This is a genomic window from Bacillus sp. FSL R5-0585 (genome assembly GCF_038004545.1).
Lineage (GTDB): Bacteria > Bacillota > Bacilli > Bacillales > Bacillaceae_G > Bacillus_A > Bacillus_A cereus.
Genome location: NZ_JBBORJ010000001.1, coordinates 1,176,309 through 1,196,266 on the forward strand (window position 1 = coordinate 1,176,309; position 19,958 = coordinate 1,196,266).

A 19,958-nucleotide genomic window follows, 5' to 3' on the forward strand; every position below is an offset into this window, starting at 1 on the left:
TATGTTTCGTGTTCAAACGTTAAATCAAATTGCAGAAAAAGGCTTGCAAGTTTTTACTGAAGAACGTTATGAAGTAGGAGATAGAATTAATCATCCAGATGGAATTTTGCTTCGTAGCTACTCTTTACATCAAGAAGAGTTTTCAAAAGACTTAAAGGCGATTGCAAGAGCTGGCGCTGGTGTAAATAATATTCCTGTCGAGCGATGTACAGAAAAAGGAATTGTAGTATTTAACACGCCGGGGGCAAATGCAAACGCTGTAAAGGAACTCATTATTGCCAGTCTTATTATGTCTTCACGTAACATTATTAATGGTGTAAGTTGGACGAAAAACTTAGAGGGTGAAGAAGTACCACAGCTTGTTGAATCAGGAAAAAAACAATTCGTTGGATCAGAAATTGCAGGGAAACGTCTAGGTGTTATCGGACTTGGCGCAATCGGTGCTTTAGTTGCGAACGATGCGTTAGCGTTAGGGATGGATGTTATCGGATATGATCCTTATATTTCAGTTGAAACAGCTTGGCGTCTTTCTACACATGTGCAAAGAGCATTTAGCCTTGATGAAATTTTTGCAACGTGTGATTATATTACACTGCATATTCCTCTTACGAATCAAACGAAGGGGATTATTGGGGAACACGCTGTAGAGAAGATGAAAAGAGGGATGCGCTTATTTAATTTCTCTAGAGGAGAACTTGTAGATGAAAAGGTTCTTCAAACAGCATTAGAAGAAGATATTATTACACATTACGTAACGGATTTCCCGAATGAAAATGTAATAAAGATGAAAAATGTAACAGCGACGCCTCACCTTGGCGCATCAACGTCTGAATCGGAAGAAAATTGTGCAGTAATGGCGGCGCGTCAATTACGTGAATATTTAGAGACAGGAAATATTCGTAATTCAGTAAACTATCCAAACGTAGAATTGCCGTATATCGGAAAGAAACGAATTACAATTATGCATCAAAACGTCCCGAATATGGTAGGGCAAATTACAGGATGCTTAGCGGAACATCATATTAATATTGCCGATATGATTAATCGTAGTAAACATTCTTGGGCATACACAATGATTGATATCGATAACGGAATTGATGATATAATAAAAGAGAATATTGTGGAAAATATAAGCAAAATTACAGGTGTTGTAGCCGTTCGAATGATTGTGTAAAGGAGAGAGGAATGTGGCAAAAATCCGACCGTTTCGGGCCATTCGTCCAGTAGAGGAAAAAGCAGCACAAGTTGCAGCTTTACCGTATGACGTATTAAATAGTGAAGAGGCAAGGGAAGTTGTAAAAGGGAATCCATATTCTTTCTTGCATGTTGATAAAGCAGAAATTGATTTAGACCCTGAACTGTCACCGTATGATGATCGCGTGTATGAAAAAGCGGGCGACAATTTAAAGCAATTTATACGAGAAGAAGTGTTCATACAAGATGAAGAGCCAGCGCTATATATTTATGAACTGACGATGCAAGGAAGAACGCAGTCAGGCCTTGTCGTTTGTACATCTATTGATGAGTATGAAGATGATACAATTAAAAAACATGAAAGAACACGTCATGAAAAAGAGTTAGATCGTATTCGCCACGTAGATGTGTGTGACGCAAATACAGGTCCGATCTTTTTAACGTACCGTACAAAAGATGAAGTAAAGCATTTAATTAGAAGCTGGAAAGAAGAGCATGCGCCAATTTATACATTTACAGCAGAAGACGGTGTTAAGCATGTTGCGTGGAAGATTGCAGATGAAGATGTAATTACGACTTTAGTAAACGCATTTGAAGATATTCCTAATTTTTATATTGCAGATGGGCATCACCGTTCTGCATCAGCTGCAAAAGTAGGACTTATGCGAAGAGAACAATATCCAAATTACACAGGAGAAGAAGAGTTTAATTTCTTCCTATCTGTTTTATTCCCTCATGATGAGTTATCTATTTGGGACTATAACCGAGTTGTGAAAGATTTAAATGGCTTATCAGAGGAACAGTTTTTAAATCAAATTACGCAGTACTTTTATGTAGAAGGAGCACCTGTTTCTCCGTATAAACCAAATGAGCCAAAAACATTTGGTATGTATGTAAATGAGAAGTGGTATAAGCTTACTGTGAAAGAAGAAACATTTGATGCGAATGATCTTGTTAGAGGTTTAGATGTATCTATCCTGCAAGATCATTTATTAAGCCAAGTACTTGAAATACATGATCCGCGTTCTGATTCACGTATCGATTTTGTCGGAGGAATCCGCGGATTAGAAGAACTAGAACGCCTTGTGAACAGCGGCGAATACAAAGCAGCATTCGCATTATATCCGACATCTATGGAAGATTTATTAGCAATCGCAGATGCTGGAGAAGTCATGCCACCGAAATCAACGTGGTTTGAACCGAAACTGCGTAGTGGGTTGTTTGTCCATTCGTTAAAGTAAATATTGACTTCTATAGTTTTGAAAAACCGAAATGATTTTTAGTTTCGGTTTTTCTTATTTTACAAGTGTATTTGAGGAGGAGGATCGATGAAATTGCAAGTAGGCGAAAAAATTACCTTTGAAAGAACTTTTACGAGAGAGGATGTTGTTTTATTTACAGAAGGATCTAAAGATGAACAGGGGAGATTCGCTGTACAAGGACTATTAACATCAACGCTGCCTACAAAAATTGGCAGTGACTATAACGTACTAGCTCGTCAACAAAAAGGACATTCCTAGTATTACAAGAAATGTCCTTTCCACTAAATTATAGGGTATGTTGCTAAAGTTCAAACTCTAAAATTAGTTTACTAGTTTGACCTGTAAACTGATAATTATAGGACCCTCTCAGATTTTCTAAGTTACTGGTAGCTTTAATAATTGTTCCTGGGGAATCTAAATTTCCTTTATCAAATATTCCTTGCTCTATAGCTGTAAATGTCCCTTGTTGCCCCTTATAAATTCCTTCGAAGTGTAAAAAACCAGAAATTTTAGCAGTAGCCAAGTGACCATCATTTATATTTGAGTCCAAATAATATAATAAGTATTCAACAAAAGCTTTTCCTTGTAATTCCCCATCGATATCATATTCAACATGAGCAATATTAATAGGAAAATCTTTTCTAGTATCATCAATTGGTTTTTCATCCCATTTACTTACTGTAAATGTTACTTCCATACACGTAAATCCCCCTTTATCATTTGAAAAGTACTAATTCACAGTCATATCGTTATCCTATCTCAGAATCACCTGCGCCTCCCCATGAAGGACTTACTGTCGCCACGATATCTCCTGCTTGTAACCTCTTTGGTTTTATTAACATGTTAACTCCGCTGCTACAGAATGTAATGGACTACGGCTATACAAACCGTAGAGTTGAAGAACATTGTACATGACATTAGTTTCTCCGCCTCCAATAAGTTCACCTGCTGTAATTTGAGAATTTAGTATTAGTGCTGAATATAGGAATAATCTACAAACATTTTTGGTTAAAATTCACATTTGAAAATCACAGTATGCAACATTGCATGAGGAAAACGGTTGTTATTTTTATAACCTGTAACTATAATGATTACAGGTTGGTCGATACCAATCAAAAATAAAATCATCATGAATGGAGATGTTACATATGGGTATGAAAAAAATAATTTTAGCAGGTGCTTTAGGGATCGCAGCATTATCAGGAACAAATTTACCAGGACTAGAAGTAACAAAAGCGAGTGCAGCTTCTATTGAATCGAATTTCTCGACGTTAGAAGGACGAGTAGTAGAAGTAGATAACGGTGTAATTGTTGTTAAATCTAAGCAATATGAGGAACCTGTTAGTGTGTATATTGATTCACTTTCAAACGTTAAAGTAGGAGATGAAGTAAAAGCTACTGGATCTATGATGCGTAATTTTACAGAGTATATGGTTGCAACTGCAGTTGAAAATACAACAAACAAGTTAGGTATGCACATGAAAGAAGATGGCTCACCTGATTATGTAATTGGAGAAGTAGCAAAAGTAGGAACGATGGAAGATGAGGGAGACGGTGCTACTAAATATGTTGTAGTTGAGTATCCATCGCTAAATGGGAAGAAAGATATTATTGATGTTTTCTTAACAAAGGGACAAGTATTTAATACGGGTGAGAAAGTAAAAATTGATATGAAGTATGTAGGCTGGGGCGGAAGTTCTATTAACTGGAACACAGTTGATCATATCGAAAGAGTTCATGAAGCAAAGACGAACACTGAAAATAATGATGATGTATGGATTTGGTCTTAATAAGGCGAGTATAGGTCGTTATTTGCAATTTTCTCCAAACAATACATGTAAAAACTAAATGTATCATGCAGTACCCATCTAATTCTCATTGCGTATGACAATTAGATGGGTACTTTTTTATTTGAAATTTGTGCAAGTCAATGTTCAGCATTTCTTTTTAAGAGTAAATTACGGGTGAAATCAAAACTTTATTTGCAGTACATAATAAATAATGTTGATTTTTTATCTTATATTAAAATAAAAACAAACCACTGTTCGATTTGAATATTCCACGATATAATAGTGAGAGTTTATGGCAGAATAAATATTTACATAAGAAGTGAGGTACTGTATGAAAAAAAGAACGACAGACATTATTTTTATTATTATCGGTGCATTTCTTTTTGCGTTAGGTGTCAATTTATTTGTTATTCCGAACGAGTTTGGTGAGGGCGGGGTAACAGGTATCACGATTATTACGTACTATTTATTTGAGTGGTCACCAGGTTTAGTTAACTTAATTTTAAATGCGATTTTGTTAATAGTTGGTTATAAATTTTTAAATAAGATTACAACGATTTATACGATTATCGCTGTAGTGACCAACTCGCTATTTCTTCATTTAACAGAAGGCTGGACGATTGCTTCTGATGAAATGCTCGTAAATGCCATTTTCGGTGGAATATTTATTGGGTGTGGTATTGGTCTAATCATTCGTGTTGGCGGAACAACTGCAGGTACTACGATTTTAGCAAGAATGACGCATAAGTATTTAGGATGGAGTATTAGCTATGGTCTACTGTTCTTCGATTTAATCGTTGCGTTTTCATCTTATTTCATCATTGGTGCAGAAAAACTGATGCTGACAATTATTATGTTATATGTAGGAACGAAAGTAATGGAATTTGTAATTGAAGGTTTAAATCCGAAAAAGGCCATCACGATTATTTCTGATAAACCAGATGAAATTGCTGGGAAGGTGACGACTTTAATGGGTAGAGGGGTTACTGTGTATTCAGGTCATGGCTATTACACGAAAACTCCGAAGGAAATTCTTTATGTTGTTATTAATAAGCAAGAAGTAGTGAAGCTAAAGCGGATTGTTCAAACTACAGATCCAGCTGCGTTCATCGCTATACACGATGTTCGTGACGTGTTCGGAGAAGGATTTGTTGATATTTCGAAGGCTTAAAAATTGTTTTTGATTAAAATAAACTTAATACTAAAACGTGAGAATCTATTTTGAATCATCTGTTTTCAAAATAGATTCTTTTTTAATTAAACGCCAGTCACTTTCAGTTCAATCTTTTACGTTCTAAAGAAAACCGCCGATAAAGCGCTCCAGTCTGTTCTTTAATTTTGAAATGTGAGAGTTGAATAACGATGGATTATATGTGATTTTTTAATCTACTCCCCATGAGTTTCGCCATTTGTTTTGCATCTGGATTTTCTTCATCGTACAATTTCTCAATAATGTTAATATAATCCGTCTCATTTCGATTTTGACTTAATTTATATGCAGCCTGGATGTCTCCTACTTTAATTTTAAACCCAACTATGCCTTTCAGTTCATTTTCTAACAGAGTAGGGGAGAGTTTATCCCATAATACTGGATTTTCACGGTGCTCTTCATATTTTTTCAGCATTGTTGTTAATTCATCTATTAACTCCCCTTTATCTAAAATACTTGCTTTACCATATATATGGACAGCTTGATAATTCCATGTTGGAACTTCTTCATTTTCATACCAAGAAGAAGAGATATAAGAGTGCGGTCCCTGAAACATTATAAGAACATCCTCACAGGTTTCAAATGTTCTCCACTGGGGGTTCCCATAAGCCATATGTCCAGTAATAAAATAATCATCACCTTGTTTAGTTAACCCAAAAGGCAAATGAGTTGCGATTGGTTTCTCTTTTTTTGTTGTGACGATTGTTCCAAAAGAGTTTTTTTGAACAAAATCCCAAATTTCATCAACATTTGTGACTTTAAAATACTTTGGAATATACATAATAGCCCACCTCTCAAAAAAGTTATATGAGTGTTTTGATCATGATAAGGTCAACTTGTTCGTCATCGCCCATATAAAAGGAGTGAGAGCCAGCTTGTACAAAACCTAAGTTCTTATAAAAAGCAATAGCATTTTCATTTTTTTCCCATACGCCTAGCCAAATATTCTTTTTATTATTTGCTATTGCAATTTCAATAGCATTACTTAGTAGGTGTTTACCAAGACCATGTTTTTGAAAGGAGCTCTTTATATAAATTCTCTCGACTTCAAGTGATTCATCGCCCATTTCTTCAGACTGAGCATCATCAGTATTGATCTTCAGATACCCAGCAATTTCATCGTTGAAGTAGACAAAAAAGAATTGAGAAGAGTTATTGGATAATTCTTTTTCTAATTGCTTTAAGTTAAATGCCTTTTCCAAATAATGATGCATATTTTCGGGTGAATTTTGATGTTTAAAAGTTTCATTAAATGTTTCATAACTAATTTCTTGAAGTTTGTGTATATCTTTAAGGGTGCACTTTTCTATATGTGTAGTCATATTAATAGTTCGCTCCTTTATATAATCAATAACCTCTCTTATTTCCCTTTTTTACAAATTCCCAATCTTTTTCTATATTTTTTCTTACTCTTTGAAGAAGGTTAGAAATAGTTTCCGCTTCTGTTTCCGAAAATCCCTCTAATGCAACAGTATTTGAATAATCGTTTTCTCTTTTAATAAAAGGATAGACGTTTTTCCCTTTTTCTGTTGGGAAAAGTTTTTTGATTTTCTTGTTAGATTCATCTTCTTTCTTTTCGATAAATCCATTGAGTTCAAGCTTTTTGATAGCACGGGCTGCGGTTGTACGATCTACTTTTATCATCTCAGATAGCTTTTCTTGAATGATTCCTGGGTTTTCACATATTCGCACAAGGTACAAATACTGACCTTTTGTAAGCTCATATTCTTTAAATTCTATATTACTAATAGAATCTAATGCCCTTGCAATCATGCCAATTTCACGAAGAATTTCTTTCATAATGAACTCCTTATCTTTTATTTTTATTGCAAATGCAACAATTTGAAGTTACATTTAATATAAAATATTTTTATTGTAAATGCAACAAAAATAACGATGAAGAGGTTGATTAAAATGAAGTATGTTTTTTATGTATTAGGAATTTTAATATTAACCCTTTGTATTTCTTTCACAATACAATCAGATCTTGGAACGTCACCTTTTGATGCGCTTTTAGTAGGACTTTCTTTAAATGTGGGACTTACTGTGGGAAGCTGGGAAATAATAATAGCTTTATTATTAATATGTTGTAACTCAATTTTAAAAAGACATAGACCAGAGATACTAGGGTTGTTAACAGCATTCATAACGGGTATTGGTATTGATGTGTGGCTATTTTTATTACGCAATTTAATTACACCTGAAATATGGTACAGTAAAATGATTTATTTTGGAATCGGATTAGTTATTACAGGATTAGGAACTGCAATATATTTACAAACAAATTTTGCTCCCATTCCAATTGATCGATTAACTTTAATCATACAAGAATTAACTAGAACGAATATCTTTATATCACGAACATGTATTTACCTTATATTCTTAATAATGGCAACGATTTTACATGGACCAATTGGTGTTGGGACTATATTAACTGTTTGTTTAGGCGGGCTATTACTGAATTTCTTTATGCCACTTACTAAAAAAGTAATAGATCACTTATTCGTACACCAGAGTACAACATCACCAAGTTATAAGAGTAATAAAGCAGCTGACCACAATGATAACAAGAGTATCTTCTAAGGAATCCTTTTCTTTTTCTTGCAAAAAATCCAATTGTTTCTTAATGTAGTGATGTAGAAGGATGAACGAGAGAGGGTTTAATGAAGATGATACATATTTTATTAGCTGATGACGATAAACATATTAGAGAGTTATTGCATTATCATTTACAAAAAGAGGGGTTTAAAGTTTTTGAGGCGGAAGATGGAAAGGTAGCGCAAGACGTATTAGAGAAGGAAAACATTCATCTTGCGATTGTAGACATTATGATGCCGTTTGTTGATGGTTATACGTTATGTGAAGAAATTCGGAAGTATCATGATATTCCTGTTATTTTATTAACTGCGAAAGACCAGTTAGTGGATAAAGAAAAAGGATTCATTTCTGGTACAGACGATTATATCGTAAAACCATTTGAGCCAGCTGAAGTCATTTTCCGTATGAAAGCTTTATTACGTCGTTATCAAATGCTGAGTGCAGATATTATTACGTTGCACGGAACGACAATTGATCGAAAAGGTGTGGAAGTAAAGTGTAACGGTCAAACAATTTTGCTTCCTTTAAAGGAATTTGAGCTATTATCACAACTTGCTAGTTATCCTGGAAGGACATTTTCAAGAGAAGAGTTAATTGAACTAGTATGGGGAATGGATTTTGAAGGGGATGAACGAACAGTTGATGTTCATGTGAAAAGGCTCCGAGATCGTTTCTCAAAACGAACGGATGATTTTCAAATTACGACAGTACGCGGACTCGGATATAAGTTGGAGCTGAAATAAAATGAAATCACTATATTCTAGATTTGTATTTATGACGGTCGGTATTATGCTACTTAGTAGTATTATCGGCTTTTTATTAACGAACGTATATTATCAAGTGAAGTTAAAACCGTATAACAGTGAGAAGATTTTAAAGTATGCGGAAGAAGTTAAGTCATTATATGAAAAGCAAAGTGAAGAAAATCAAGAGGCGTACTTACAATCTATTGCGAAGTTAGGGTATGAAATTTATATTGTAGATGATCAAAAGAATGGAAAGCGTATCGGCAATGCGTTTCGTAAGACGTCTATTAGCGATGCTACTGTTCATAAAGTATTGCAAGGGGAAACGTTTAATGGTGTTTCTACGTATCCAACGCGTCTCTTTATTACCGGTTTTTTCGATAATGAATTAATAAATAGTGTCGGTGTACCGGTAAAGCACGGTGATAAACAGTACGCTTTATTTATTCGTCCCGACATTCAGAACCAATTTGGCGAGATGCGAATTTTCTTAGCGGTATTACTTGGGTTTATCGTACTATTAAGCATTATCTTTATAGTGATTGCAGCAGGTTACATCGTTCGCCCAATTCGTAAATTTACGAAGGCTACGCAAAAAATTGCGAGTGGGGAATATGAAATTGAATTAGACGTAAAACGAAAAGATGAAATAGGCACATTATCTACAAGCTTCCAAAAGATGACGAAAAGTATAAAAGAACTAGATGAAATGAGACAAGAATTCGTTTCGAACGTTTCACATGAATTCCAGTCGCCGCTTTCTTCTATACAAGGTTTTTCGAAAACATTGCAAACAGAAAAGATGAGTGAGGAAGAAAGAAACCATTACTTACAAATTATTGAGGGGGAAAGTAAGCGAATGTCTAGTTTATGTAAACAGTTACTGACGCTCGCTTCATTAGATAAAGAAGAGAAAGTGTTGCAAATAAAAGAATTCAATTTACAGAAGCAAATTAAAGACGTCATTTTTATGCTTGAGTGGAAATGGCGTGAAAAAGATATCGCCGTTGAATTTGATGTGCCGGACATTACAATTAAAGGTGATGAAAACTTGCTTCATCAAGTGTGGAGTAATATTTTTACGAATAGTATTAAGTTTTCAAACGATGCTGGGACGATTGAGTTTTTCGTGGAAGAGTTAGAGTATAGTGTCATTATCTCTATATCCGATAACGGAATCGGAATGGAAAAAGAAGAGATGGAACGTATTTTTGATCGTTTTTACAAAGTAGATACAGCAAGGGCAAGAAACGTAGAAGGTAGCGGTTTAGGATTATCGATTGTGCAGAAGATTGTTGAACTGCATCATGGAAACGTTTCGGTGTATAGTACGAAGGGGGAAGGAACGACCGTTCGGGTGGAGCTTCCGAAATAGATGGAAAGAAAGAGGCTGTTTCGGAACGGCCTCTTTTTTGTCGTTTTATATCGGTAAGTCGATATAATCGGAAAATCGCTGATATAATTTGAGTTGCGCCGATATAATTCTATTTGCGCTGATATATTTGAAAAATCGCTGATATAAATTTCACGTACTGTATTTCTGTTACAAAGCAGTATCTTTCACCCGTTCTTCCTTAAACTGAAGCTCAAAAGTATCCGCAGTAATTTCATCAGCTTTTGGCAATGCTCGTAATTTCGGATGAAGCAGCCATACGAGAGAAATAAATAAAATTCCGATGCTAGCGAGCGCGAAAATGAGTTGGCTACTAAATACATTTGCAGCATATCCACCAATTAAAGAACCGAACGGCATAGCAATTGTGCCCATACTTCGCATGACTGAATTGATGCGCCCGATATATTGATTTGGAATTACAATTTGACTAATTGTCGCAAATAATATGTTGGTCGCACCAATTGGAATCCAGGCTAGGCCGAATAAGAAAATAGATAGCCATTGAAACGGTACAATCGTAGAGAGAAACCAAAAGATAGCGCCGGTCGCAAAGCTAATAATGGAGACACGGCCAACATTACGTTTGCCAACCCATGAACTGAATAATGCACCGATAAGACTACCTGCTGATATAGCAGCTAAGAAGAACCCATATGATTTCACACCTCCTAAAGAATCAGCGAAAGAAGGGAGTATCGCCATCGTCATACCGATTGAAAAATTAGCGACTACTGAACCGATTAAGAATACGCCCATTAATGAACGAAAGACGATCGAAAAACCTTCTTTTAAATCAGTGAAATATTGTTTAGTTGATAGCGATGTATTGGTTTCTGTTTGCTTTGGCATTTTTAGTGAAAAGAACAAAAGGGCAGTAATCGCGAATGTAAAAGAGTCGATTACATATAAAGTAATTGCGCCAAATAGTGCTACTAATATTCCAGAAAGAGTCGTACAAATTAAATCAATGCCTTGATATGCAAATGAAAAGAGTGAGTTTCCTTTTAATAATTGTGTTTTATGCAGTAGAAGTGGTAAAGCTTTCGATTGTGCGGGATAGGCGAATTGTTCGATAAAAGCTACGATGGGCATGATGATGAGTAGTAGGTGGACTGTTAGTAGGTCGAAGTAGTGTGTAATTGGAATGATTAAAATAAGAATGCATTGCAAAACTTGTGTGATGACGAGGGTGTTTTTTATTGACCATCTATCGACGAATGGACCAGTAAGAAATTGTAATGCAGAAGGTAATAACGTAAGGAAACCAGCCAATCCAGAATAAAAAGGATTACCACTTAATTTGTATACGAGCCACATTGCTGCTACATAATACAAGCTATCTCCTATGTTTGTAAAAATTCTCCCTAAAAATAATAAGAGGAAATTCCGGTTTTTTAATATGTCCACTTTATCTACTCCTTTATAATAATTTTATTCGGTAAAATAAAATTGACCGTCTCGGTAAAAAAAATCGTATTACGATTTTTCTTCTTTTTTAATAAATTGCTGCATTGTTCTCTCAGCGATTTGAAGTGCAGTAGTAGAAATATAATAAGGTTTGCTATTCGGATCTTTATCTGCACCTTTTGTGATTTCGTTTAATTCAGCCATTAATTCATAAAACTTTTTCACCCACACTTGAAATTGTTCTGGCGTAGCATCAAATTCCCAGCAGGATGAAACGTAATTCCACTTAGCTGGATCTTCACTTGCATTTTGTAATGTAAAAGCTTCTTCTGGTGCAGCGAGAATTTGGCTTTTCGTTCTTTCTATCATTTGTAAAAAGATTTGGCGACCTGATTCGCTTACTATCTCTAAATGAGGTAATAGATCTGTAGCAGGGGTGAAGCCTTTCGCGACAGATTGATAAAACTTTTGAATAATCCCATTCTTTTCCTCTGTATAAACGATCTCTATAAGACCATTCTTTTCTAATTCTTTTAAATGATAATGAATTTTCGCCCTTGAAATGCCGAATTTCTCAGATAGTAATTGTCCAGTATAAGGACGTTCGCATAGACGTATCATCATTTCGGCACGTAGTGGATCGCTTAATGCTTTTAGTTGGCTATAAGTAGTTAGTGTTAATACGGGCTTCAAAATGATCAACTCCTTAAATGAAATTACTCGGTCAATATTATTTGACTGAATTGTATCAAGGATTTCAATTATTTTCAATACTTTCTGAAAATTAAATCTTACCCTCTGTAATCTTCTGTTCATATTCCGTTCATATTTCTTTTTTATGATAAGTGCATAGAAAGAAAGAGGAAGGAGCGAGCGAAATGTTTTTAGCTCTGCGTGAATTAAAACAATCAAAATTACGATACGGATTAATCGGATTGATTATGGTGTTATTATCATTTTTAGTCCTTGTTATTTCAGGATTAGCAAATGGATTATCATATGATAATGCTTCATCGATTCAAAATATGGAGGCAAATAAGTTCGTTTTAGCAGATGATGCGGAAAATAAATTACTTCGTTCACAAATTAAGAAAGACGATGTAGATAACGTAGTAAATCAAGTAGGTGACAAAGAGGCAGTTCCGTTTCGTGTGAAAGTTTCAACATATGAAAAGAAAGATAGTTCGAAAAAGGTTGATATCGCTATTTTCTCAAGCGAACGAGATTCATTTTTAGAACCGAACATTGTAAAAGGTGAGAAATTAGGTACAGCAAACAACGAGATGGTTGCTGACGAATCAATTACAGAAAAAGGAATTGATATTGGAGATACAATTATCGATCCTGTTTCAAAGAAAGAATTTACAATCGTTGGATTTACGAAAGATCAAATGTTTAGCCATACACCAGTCGTTTATGTAAATGAAGACGTATGGGGATCTATTTCACAACCAAACCAAAAAGATTATAGTGCAATTGCACTTAACACAGATAAAGAGATTAAAAATGCACACGTAATTGACAAAAAAGAAGTGCTACAAAGTATTCCAGGATTTAAAGAAGAACAAGGAACATTAACGATGATCATTGCGTTCTTACTTGTTATCGCTGCATTACTAATCGGTGTATTCTTCTACGTTATTACACTGCAAAAAACACAGCAATTAGGTGTATTAAAAGCAATCGGTACAAAGAACTCGTATTTAGCAAATAGCTTAGTCGTACAGGCGTTATTCTTATCAGTCGTTGCGATGGTAATTAGTATCGTTCTTGTACAAGGGTTAGAACAAATTTTACCAGCGGGTATGCCGTTCTTATTAACAACACCGATGATTGCACAATACGCAGCAATCTTTATCGTAATTAGTATTTTAGGAACACTTATTTCGTTATACCAAGTATTAAAAGTTGATGCATTAGAAGCAATTGGAGGCGGGATGTAATGACTTCATTATTAAAATTAGACAAAGTAAGTAAAGTGTACGGAGAAGGGAATACGGAAGTAACAGCCCTTCATCCGATATCGCTTGATGTGAAAGCCGGAGAATTTATCGGAATCGTCGGTCCTTCTGGATCAGGGAAAAGTACGTTATTATCAATCGCGGGTGCATTATTATCACCATCAAAAGGGGATATTTACATTCGTGAGCAAAATATTACACAGTTATCAGAAAAGGAAATGACAGACATTCGTTTGAAAAAAATCGGCTTCATTTTCCAGTTTGCAAACCTTGTTCCATATTTAAATGTGAAAGAACAGTTACTTTACATTGCAAAGCTAAAAAAAGAAAGTAAACAAGAATCCGAAAAGCGTGCAGATCATTTATTAGCGGCATTTGGATTAGGAGAAAGAAAGAATCATTATCCAAATCAATTATCTGGCGGGGAAAAACAAAGGGTAGCAATCGCTCGTGCGTTCATGAACAACCCAGATTTAATATTAGCGGATGAGCCAACGGCAAGCTTAGACTCAAAACGCGCACGTGAAGTTGTTGAAATGATGAAACGCGAAGTGAAAGAGAGCCAAAAAGCAGCAATTATGATTACACATGATGAAAGAATGCTTGATGTATGTGATCGTATATTGACGCTTCAAGATGGACAGTTAATATAAAGAAACAGGCCAACCGTATATGCGGTTGGCCTTTGTATCATTGTTTTTAATAAGTATAATGGCTTTATTTTGAGAATAACGTTTTAATTTTATTGCGTGTTATTAATAAAATCCCGCCTAATACAGATAGCATTCCTAGAGCCATATTGTTTGATTGCTCGCTACCAGCGTTAGGAAGTTCTTTAGCGTTATTGTTTTTAGTACTATTATCTGCTTGCGTTTGTTTAGACTGTGACACTTCATTAATCTTGTTATCAACATTTTGCTTCGTTGTATGTAACTCAGCTAATTTGTCGTCAATTTTTTTCTCAGTATGCTTAAAGTCGTTGATTTTAATATCTAAGTCTTGTTTTTTCTTTGTTAAATCGTCTGAAACAGTTTGTTTCGATTGTTTAATTTCGTTAATTTTATTTAGTAAATCTTCTCTAGCCTTTTGTAATTCAGCTAGTTTGTTTTTTACATCTTGTTTAGCTAGTTCTAAGTTAGCGGAAAGACTGTCTAAATTGCCTTTAATTTTCTTAAGTTCCTCTAACGTATTACCAGTATTCGGCTTGTTTTCTTTTAGTTCAGCGAGTTTGTCCTCAGCAGTTTGTTTCGCTTTTTTTAACTCAGCTAATTTTTCATCTACTTGTTTTTTAACTTCCTTAAGTTCATTAACCTTTTGATCAATGTTCTCTTTATGTTGCTTCATTTCATTCACTTTTTCATCGACATTTTGTTTATGTTCTTTAATCTCATTCACTTTGTTATCGATATTTTGCTTATGCTCTTTTACTTCAGCAACTTTATCATCTACTTGTTTTTTATGCTCTTTAATTTCAGCGATTTTATCTTCGGCGATTTGCTTGTCTTGCTGAAGTTTTGCATCTAACTCTTGTTTATGTTGTTTAATCTCGTTAATTTTTTCATCAGCAACTTGTTTACGTTCATGTAGTTCATTCACCTTCGTATCAACATTTTCCTTAACCTTGTTAAGTTCATTCAATGTTTGATCCACGTTTTCTTTGTGTTGCTGCAATTTCGCATCTAACTCTTGTTTATGTTGCTTAATTTCAGCTAATCGATCTCCCGTACTTTGCTGAGGAGTAGCATCATTTACTTCCGCATGAGCAGGGTTCGCGCCAGCAATCATTGCTAAAGCTAGTGTAGACGCAGCGATTGTTTGTTTTGTTTTCATATTTTTGTACCTCTTTTCTTTCATATGCATGAACTGTTTTGTGTAAAAATGAGCATATAGAAGTAGATTCTTCCATCATTATATACCATCTGCGCCGTCTAGAGGAAGTATTTGCATAATAATCTATGATTATGTAATTTTTATAATCTCTTATTTTGGAGTAGGGGATAAATCTTTAGCTAGATGAACAATTTCTTCAATAGTAAAGCTTATATCTTTATTATTGCGAATAACAAACAAATAATCAGCCTCATTTTCTATAGGATCTACCACATCATCGTGAAGTGATTCAGTTTGTTGTCGATCAAATACTTCTTTGAAACTAGAATATCCACCTCTAAAAATATTGGTACTTCGCGTGCTTCGAGCCACTCTTTCGTAAAGTACATCATCTGGAATGTCAAAATGAACGAGTATGCGTACATATTCATTCTGTGGAAATAATTCGTTTAGTAAATAGAATCTTCCGCTTTTACTGCGATTGGAATTACAAATAATAAGGTGTAAATTTGAATGTTCTTTCGCATAATCAACAATGAATTTTGAAAGACCGTGCTTAAATGTATTAGGGCCTTTAGCCGGCTGTAATTTTTCGTAATGCGTGTTAATAAATTCAGCTTGATTATCTTGATCCATAACGAAAGAGTGGGGTAACTCTTTTTCTAATGCTCTTGCAAATGTAGTTTTTCCACTGTGTGTTTTTCCAACTGTAATGATGACTAATCTTTTCATGACGCCCTCCATTTGTATTGTTATGAACTGGAATATTCGGTGTAGATCGAAATCTTCCTGCTAGAGATTACACAAATTGTTGGAGCGTTAGTAGGGTGGAAACTTGACAAAAAAACTTATTTATGCTATAATTTACCAATATAAAAATAAGGTGTATAATAGGGTTCTCCTGGCCAGGGGAACCCTATTTTTGTTGTGAAAATGAAGGAGAGTGTATGTGCGTGAAACAAGGTGAAGCAAGTGTAACGTCGTTAGTATCAGCTTTCAGCAGGGCATATCATAGTGAATTTGATAATCCGAAAATCTTTGATGATTATGTAGCTAAAGAGTTCATTTCGCCAAAAGAACGAATTAATATTGAAACGAATATGGTTCAAGGAATACATTTCTTCAATACAGACATTGCACAGCAGTTTCAAGATAATCCAAAAGAAATATTAAAATGGATTACGCAAGTTCAGTTATCACCAACACCTTTAGCACGTGCGGCATATTGTGAAAGAGTATTACTACATGAAAATACATTAGGAGCGAAACAATACGTCATACTCGGTGCGGGCTTAGATACGTTCAGTTTTAGACACCGAGAATTGGAAAATAAAATAGAAATATTTGAAGTGGATCATCCTTCTACGCAGGTGTTTAAGAAGGAAAGAATAAAAGAAACAGAACTTGAAGTTCCAAAAAACCTTCATTTTGTTTCAATGGATTTTACGAAAGGATTTTCCTATGAACAGTTACGCAATGAAGGATTTGAACATAAAAAGACTTTCTTTAGCCTTTTAGGTGTTACGTACTATTTAACGAAAGAGGAACTTGCTAGTTTATTAGAATGTTTATTCGAGATGGTTCCGACAGGTAGTTCTATCGTTTTTGATTATCCCGATGAAAATTTGTTTACAGAAAAGGGACTGTCCAATCGAGTTGAAAATATGGTGAAAATGGCTGCGGTAGGCGGAGAACCGATGAAATCATGTTATTCCTATGCTGAAATGGAAGCACTGTTAGAGAAGGCGGGCTTACTCATTTATGAGCATTTATCACCAGAGGATATTGATGTATTATATTTTGAAGGACGAAACGATTATTTGAAAGCTTTTGAGACGGTGCATTATGTACATGCGGTGAAAAGGTAAGAAATTAGTAGGCATGGAGAGGAATCTCTGTGTCTTTTTTCTAATGATATAACCGGATTCAGGACTTTTAACCAACGTGAAAAGTCCTGAGTTAGAAAGTATGGTAGAGTGCTACTGTCAGAAGGAATCTTTTTTTATGTTTTCTATTACTAACGGCGGAGTTGATCTACAGCATCTGCCGCATCCCTTGCCGCATTTGCAGCCTGTTTTGTTGTACGTATTTGCTGTTTCAAAAGAGTATTTTGTTCTTCTAACAAAGTATGCTGCACTGTACTTGTTTCAGTAACTTGCCAGATTGCTAAAGCTTCTTTTAAATCATCTGCTGCTCCGCTTTCTAGCGCTACTATACATGCATCAATTTTTTTGACTGAAAAATACTTAATTGGGATTGGTATACTACTTTGAAATTTTTGATCATATTCTTGAATTTGAGGGTCATATTTAGAAGCAGTAAATTTTCTAAACACGTGTATTATAGATGGCCACGCAGCAACAAATACAATTAAAAAAACCCACATAATAAACATACTACTTGTATCATTATAACTAAATAATCCTCCTGGTAAGATCATCAATAATACGAATGCAATTAATATCCCAGGTATACGGCTAGGACGTTTGTGTATCTTTTTCATGATACTTTCATAAGAAGTTACATAATATCGCCCCTCTTTTAATCTTTGAACCCATTCTTCCTTTTGCATATACATGGCACCATCCTTTTTTTGTGAAGTATATTACTACTTAATTATATAACTTAAAGGGATAAATAAACAGAAAATTCAGTGTAAAATATTTTTTCGCCCTGTAGGAAAATTATTTCATTTAATAAATCTATCTAGTTGTAGAGTATGCTCTAGTTTTTAATCCTTATATACTACATCCATGAATAATATGCGAGATTCATTATATGATGCAGACAACGGGAATATCGATACATTGGGATTTAGTAAACATTCAAAAACCAGGGTATGGAGGTGGTGAAATTTGGTTTGATGATGTACTGATAAGAAAAAATGGACATTTTATTTTACAAGAGTTATTCAGATTAAATGAAGAAAATTTGAAGGGGTAAAGCGCTTTATTGAGAGAGTGTAAAATAGATTAAAATACAACATACCAAACCAAGAGATTTATCGTGTAACTTTACATTCATTTAATATTAATAGGATACTTGAAAAGGTAGCGCTATGGAGTGTGAAAAAAAGACAAAATCTCTTAAAAAACACTTAATTTTTTACTCCATCTATCTTTACAATCCCTCTTTATAATGTGAATTGGACAAGCACCTAAGAGAAAGCAGAATATGTCAGTTTGTACTTTCTATTATTAGGGGGAGAATTTGTATGAAAAAGACAGTTGCTTCGTTAGCAGTTATGGCGGCATTATTACCGACGTTTTCAGTGCATGCGGAAGGGAAAGAGCAAGTCCGAAAATCAGCTACAACTTTTAACGTTATTAGTGATATTCAAGGGGATTTAGGGGATTTTGATCATGTGCTAAAAGATATGAACAAAGTGACGCCACTTTCTAGAGCGCTTATTATGAATGGGGATATAACGCCAACTGGACAACAGTCACAATATGATGATGTGAAGCGTGTGTTAAACAAAAATAAGCATCCCGAGAATGTATGGTCAACTGTTGGGAATCATGAGTTTTATGCTGGTAAATGGACAGCTGATGGGAAGCTCTCTCAAAGTACATGGCCAAATGGTGTAACTGAGGAAACTTTATTTAACCGCTATCTGAAATTTAGTGGACAAGAAAAGGTATATCATATAAAAGAATTAGACGGTTATCCGCTTCTATTTTTAGGAACGGAAAAATATATGAAATACCATGATTCAAAAAAGTGGGATGAAGTATATATGAGTGATGAGCAATTAGGTTGGTTAAAACAAAATTTAGAAGAGTATAGTCAAAAAGATAAAAATAAACCAATCTTTATTTTCTCTCATCACGTTTTACCTGATACGGTATCGGGATCAAGACAATCGCCGTATTTACAAGATTATTTAAACGTGGATAAATTGTACGATATATTAAAAGACTATCCGCAGGTCGTTTTCTTTACGAGTCATACGCATTGGGATTTAAACTTACCGGACTGGGCTGGTAAAAAGAAAATTAAAGGTGGAGATGAAAAAGGTTTCACTGTTGTAAATACGGGCGGGATTGAAACAGGCTGGATGTCAGCAGGACCAAATGGAGGAGAGAAAACTGCTCCTGATGGCTATTCATTTAAACAAGGGTTGCAAGTGAAAGCATATGGTAACGATGTAATTGTGACAGCTTACGATTACAAACGTGATAAGGATATAAAGAAGTTATTAATTAGTGATTCAAAAATTGCGCAGATGGCACCAAATGTAACGACAGATGATAGTAAAAATATAATTGTGGGTGCAACTGAATATATGGAGTATTCTATAGAAGGAACGAATGAGTGGCATACGTATAGTAAAGCAAACCCTCCGAAATTTGATGGGGATAAAGTCGTATACGTACGCCATAAAGGTGAAATGAATTTAGAGCCGGGATTAACACAGTTACTTCGTTTTTCGGTAAATAAGTGATTGGAGGGAGTCTGCATTTGAATGTGTAGGCTCTTTTTTTGTTGATGAGAAAGGGGTTGCCTGTCTGTCGTTTTTTGTCGATAGATCGATATATTAAGAAAATCGTTGATATACTGC

Annotated in this window: 20 protein-coding genes and 2 pseudogenes; 13 read left to right on the top strand and 9 right to left on the bottom strand. The window is 34.8% G+C overall.

The features are described 5' to 3' along the window. Nucleotide 1 precedes the first annotated feature (1 nt). The 3 genes and pseudogenes from MKY38_RS06210 to MKY38_RS06220 form a co-directional block, all read left to right on the top strand. Nucleotides 2-1,174 (top strand): 3-phosphoglycerate dehydrogenase family protein, encoded by a 1,173-nt coding sequence (locus tag MKY38_RS06210; RefSeq protein WP_000490230.1) that lies wholly within the window; start codon nucleotides 2-4, stop codon nucleotides 1,172-1,174. A gap of 13 nt (nucleotides 1,175-1,187) precedes the next feature. Continuing rightward, entirely contained in the window at nucleotides 1,188-2,435 is a 1,248-nt protein-coding gene (locus tag MKY38_RS06215) for a DUF1015 domain-containing protein (RefSeq protein WP_001063068.1), read from the top strand. 87 nt (nucleotides 2,436-2,522) lie between these two features. Then, a pseudogene (locus MKY38_RS06220) lies at nucleotides 2,523-2,696 on the top strand (dehydratase); the annotation flags it as partial. 61 nt (nucleotides 2,697-2,757) lie between these two features. On the opposite strand, the gene MKY38_RS06225 reads toward MKY38_RS06220, so the two are convergent. Beyond that, on the bottom strand, nucleotides 2,758-3,153 hold the full coding sequence (locus MKY38_RS06225; RefSeq protein ID WP_006922816.1) for a DUF3224 domain-containing protein: 396 nt from the start codon (nucleotides 3,151-3,153) through the stop codon (nucleotides 2,758-2,760). Nucleotides 3,154-3,604: 451 nt separating this feature from the next. On the opposite strand from MKY38_RS06225, the gene MKY38_RS06230 reads away from it, so the two are divergent. Next, entirely contained in the window at nucleotides 3,605-4,246 is a 642-nt protein-coding gene (locus tag MKY38_RS06230; protein WP_070180300.1) for an ATP F0F1 synthase subunit alpha, read from the top strand. A 331-nt stretch (nucleotides 4,247-4,577) separates the two neighbouring features. Continuing rightward, the gene (locus MKY38_RS06235) at nucleotides 4,578-5,417 is read left to right on the top strand and encodes a YitT family protein (protein ID WP_000747497.1); all 840 of its coding nucleotides are present in this window, start codon (nucleotides 4,578-4,580) and stop codon (nucleotides 5,415-5,417) included. A gap of 196 nt (nucleotides 5,418-5,613) precedes the next feature. Here MKY38_RS06235 and paiB read toward each other — a convergent pair whose 3' ends face one another. The 3 genes from paiB to MKY38_RS06250 are packed head-to-tail and all read right to left on the bottom strand — an operon-like array spanning nucleotide 5,614 to nucleotide 7,256. Then, nucleotides 5,614-6,237 carry a protease synthase/sporulation negative transcriptional regulator PaiB gene (gene paiB, locus MKY38_RS06240; protein ID WP_065224285.1) on the bottom strand — a complete coding sequence of 208 codons (624 nt, stop codon included), beginning with the start codon at nucleotides 6,235-6,237 and terminating at the stop codon, nucleotides 5,614-5,616. 22 nt (nucleotides 6,238-6,259) lie between these two features. Beyond that, nucleotides 6,260-6,778, bottom strand: a complete 519-nt coding sequence (locus tag MKY38_RS06245; RefSeq protein ID WP_065224286.1) for a GNAT family N-acetyltransferase — start codon at nucleotides 6,776-6,778, stop codon at nucleotides 6,260-6,262. A 25-nt stretch (nucleotides 6,779-6,803) separates the two neighbouring features. Beyond that, the gene (locus MKY38_RS06250; protein WP_065224287.1) at nucleotides 6,804-7,256 is read right to left on the bottom strand and encodes a MarR family winged helix-turn-helix transcriptional regulator; all 453 of its coding nucleotides are present in this window, start codon (nucleotides 7,254-7,256) and stop codon (nucleotides 6,804-6,806) included. A gap of 114 nt (nucleotides 7,257-7,370) precedes the next feature. Here MKY38_RS06250 and MKY38_RS06255 point away from each other — a divergent pair, with 114 nt between their 5' ends. The 3 genes from MKY38_RS06255 (at nucleotide 7,371) to MKY38_RS06265 (ending at nucleotide 10,175) form a co-directional block, all read left to right on the top strand. Continuing rightward, nucleotides 7,371-8,039 (top strand): YczE/YyaS/YitT family protein, encoded by a 669-nt coding sequence (locus tag MKY38_RS06255; protein ID WP_065224288.1) that lies wholly within the window; start codon nucleotides 7,371-7,373, stop codon nucleotides 8,037-8,039. An 80-nt stretch (nucleotides 8,040-8,119) separates the two neighbouring features. Next, the gene (locus MKY38_RS06260) at nucleotides 8,120-8,797 is read left to right on the top strand and encodes a response regulator transcription factor (RefSeq protein WP_000781961.1); all 678 of its coding nucleotides are present in this window, start codon (nucleotides 8,120-8,122) and stop codon (nucleotides 8,795-8,797) included. Between the two features lies 1 nt (nucleotide 8,798). Beyond that, nucleotides 8,799-10,175, top strand: coding sequence for a sensor histidine kinase (locus MKY38_RS06265; protein ID WP_341048410.1), 1,377 nt, complete (start codon nucleotides 8,799-8,801; stop codon nucleotides 10,173-10,175). Between the two features lie 168 nt (nucleotides 10,176-10,343). On the opposite strand, the gene MKY38_RS06270 is transcribed toward MKY38_RS06265, so the two are convergent. Next, nucleotides 10,344-11,603, bottom strand: coding sequence for an MFS transporter (locus tag MKY38_RS06270; RefSeq protein ID WP_341048411.1), 1,260 nt, complete (start codon nucleotides 11,601-11,603; stop codon nucleotides 10,344-10,346). Nucleotides 11,604-11,672: 69 nt separating this feature from the next. After that, nucleotides 11,673-12,296, bottom strand: coding sequence for an ArsR/SmtB family transcription factor (locus MKY38_RS06275; protein ID WP_000805789.1), 624 nt, complete (start codon nucleotides 12,294-12,296; stop codon nucleotides 11,673-11,675). Between the two features lie 185 nt (nucleotides 12,297-12,481). On the opposite strand from MKY38_RS06275, the gene MKY38_RS06280 reads away from it, so the two are divergent. Together MKY38_RS06280 and MKY38_RS06285 are read left to right on the top strand one after the other, a co-directional pair. Then, a complete protein-coding gene (locus MKY38_RS06280; RefSeq protein WP_000477745.1) occupies nucleotides 12,482-13,546 on the top strand; it encodes an ABC transporter permease in 1,065 nt (354 codons plus the stop codon). Next, complete coding sequence (locus MKY38_RS06285; protein WP_341048412.1) at nucleotides 13,546-14,217, top strand: ABC transporter ATP-binding protein; 672 nt, start codon at nucleotides 13,546-13,548, stop codon at nucleotides 14,215-14,217. Before MKY38_RS06280 ends, MKY38_RS06285 begins: the two co-directional genes overlap by 1 nt. Before the next feature lie 64 nt (nucleotides 14,218-14,281). Here MKY38_RS06285 and MKY38_RS06290 read toward each other — a convergent pair whose 3' ends face one another. Both MKY38_RS06290 and MKY38_RS06295 read right to left on the bottom strand, forming a co-directional pair. Beyond that, complete coding sequence (locus tag MKY38_RS06290; protein WP_114556080.1) at nucleotides 14,282-15,394, bottom strand: LPXTG cell wall anchor domain-containing protein; 1,113 nt, start codon at nucleotides 15,392-15,394, stop codon at nucleotides 14,282-14,284. A gap of 150 nt (nucleotides 15,395-15,544) precedes the next feature. Continuing rightward, on the bottom strand, nucleotides 15,545-16,126 hold the full coding sequence (locus tag MKY38_RS06295; RefSeq protein WP_065224292.1) for an AAA family ATPase: 582 nt from the start codon (nucleotides 16,124-16,126) through the stop codon (nucleotides 15,545-15,547). A 215-nt stretch (nucleotides 16,127-16,341) separates the two neighbouring features. Here MKY38_RS06295 and MKY38_RS06300 point away from each other — a divergent pair, with 215 nt between their 5' ends. Next, nucleotides 16,342-17,262, top strand: a complete 921-nt coding sequence (locus tag MKY38_RS06300) for a class I SAM-dependent methyltransferase (protein WP_078384788.1) — start codon at nucleotides 16,342-16,344, stop codon at nucleotides 17,260-17,262. Nucleotides 17,263-17,411: 149 nt separating this feature from the next. Here the strand turns inward: MKY38_RS06300 and MKY38_RS06305 are convergent, their stop codons facing one another. Beyond that, nucleotides 17,412-17,972, bottom strand: coding sequence for a hypothetical protein (locus MKY38_RS06305; protein WP_049108434.1), 561 nt, complete (start codon nucleotides 17,970-17,972; stop codon nucleotides 17,412-17,414). A 137-nt stretch (nucleotides 17,973-18,109) separates the two neighbouring features. Here MKY38_RS06305 and MKY38_RS06310 point away from each other — a divergent pair. Together MKY38_RS06310 and MKY38_RS06315 are read left to right on the top strand one after the other, a co-directional pair. Continuing rightward, nucleotides 18,110-18,337, top strand: a pseudogene (locus MKY38_RS06310) (aminopeptidase); the annotation flags it as partial. Between the two features lie 271 nt (nucleotides 18,338-18,608). After that, complete coding sequence (locus MKY38_RS06315) at nucleotides 18,609-19,841, top strand: DUF4073 domain-containing protein (RefSeq protein ID WP_070180295.1); 1,233 nt, start codon at nucleotides 18,609-18,611, stop codon at nucleotides 19,839-19,841. Nucleotides 19,842-19,958: the final 117 nt, after the last annotated feature.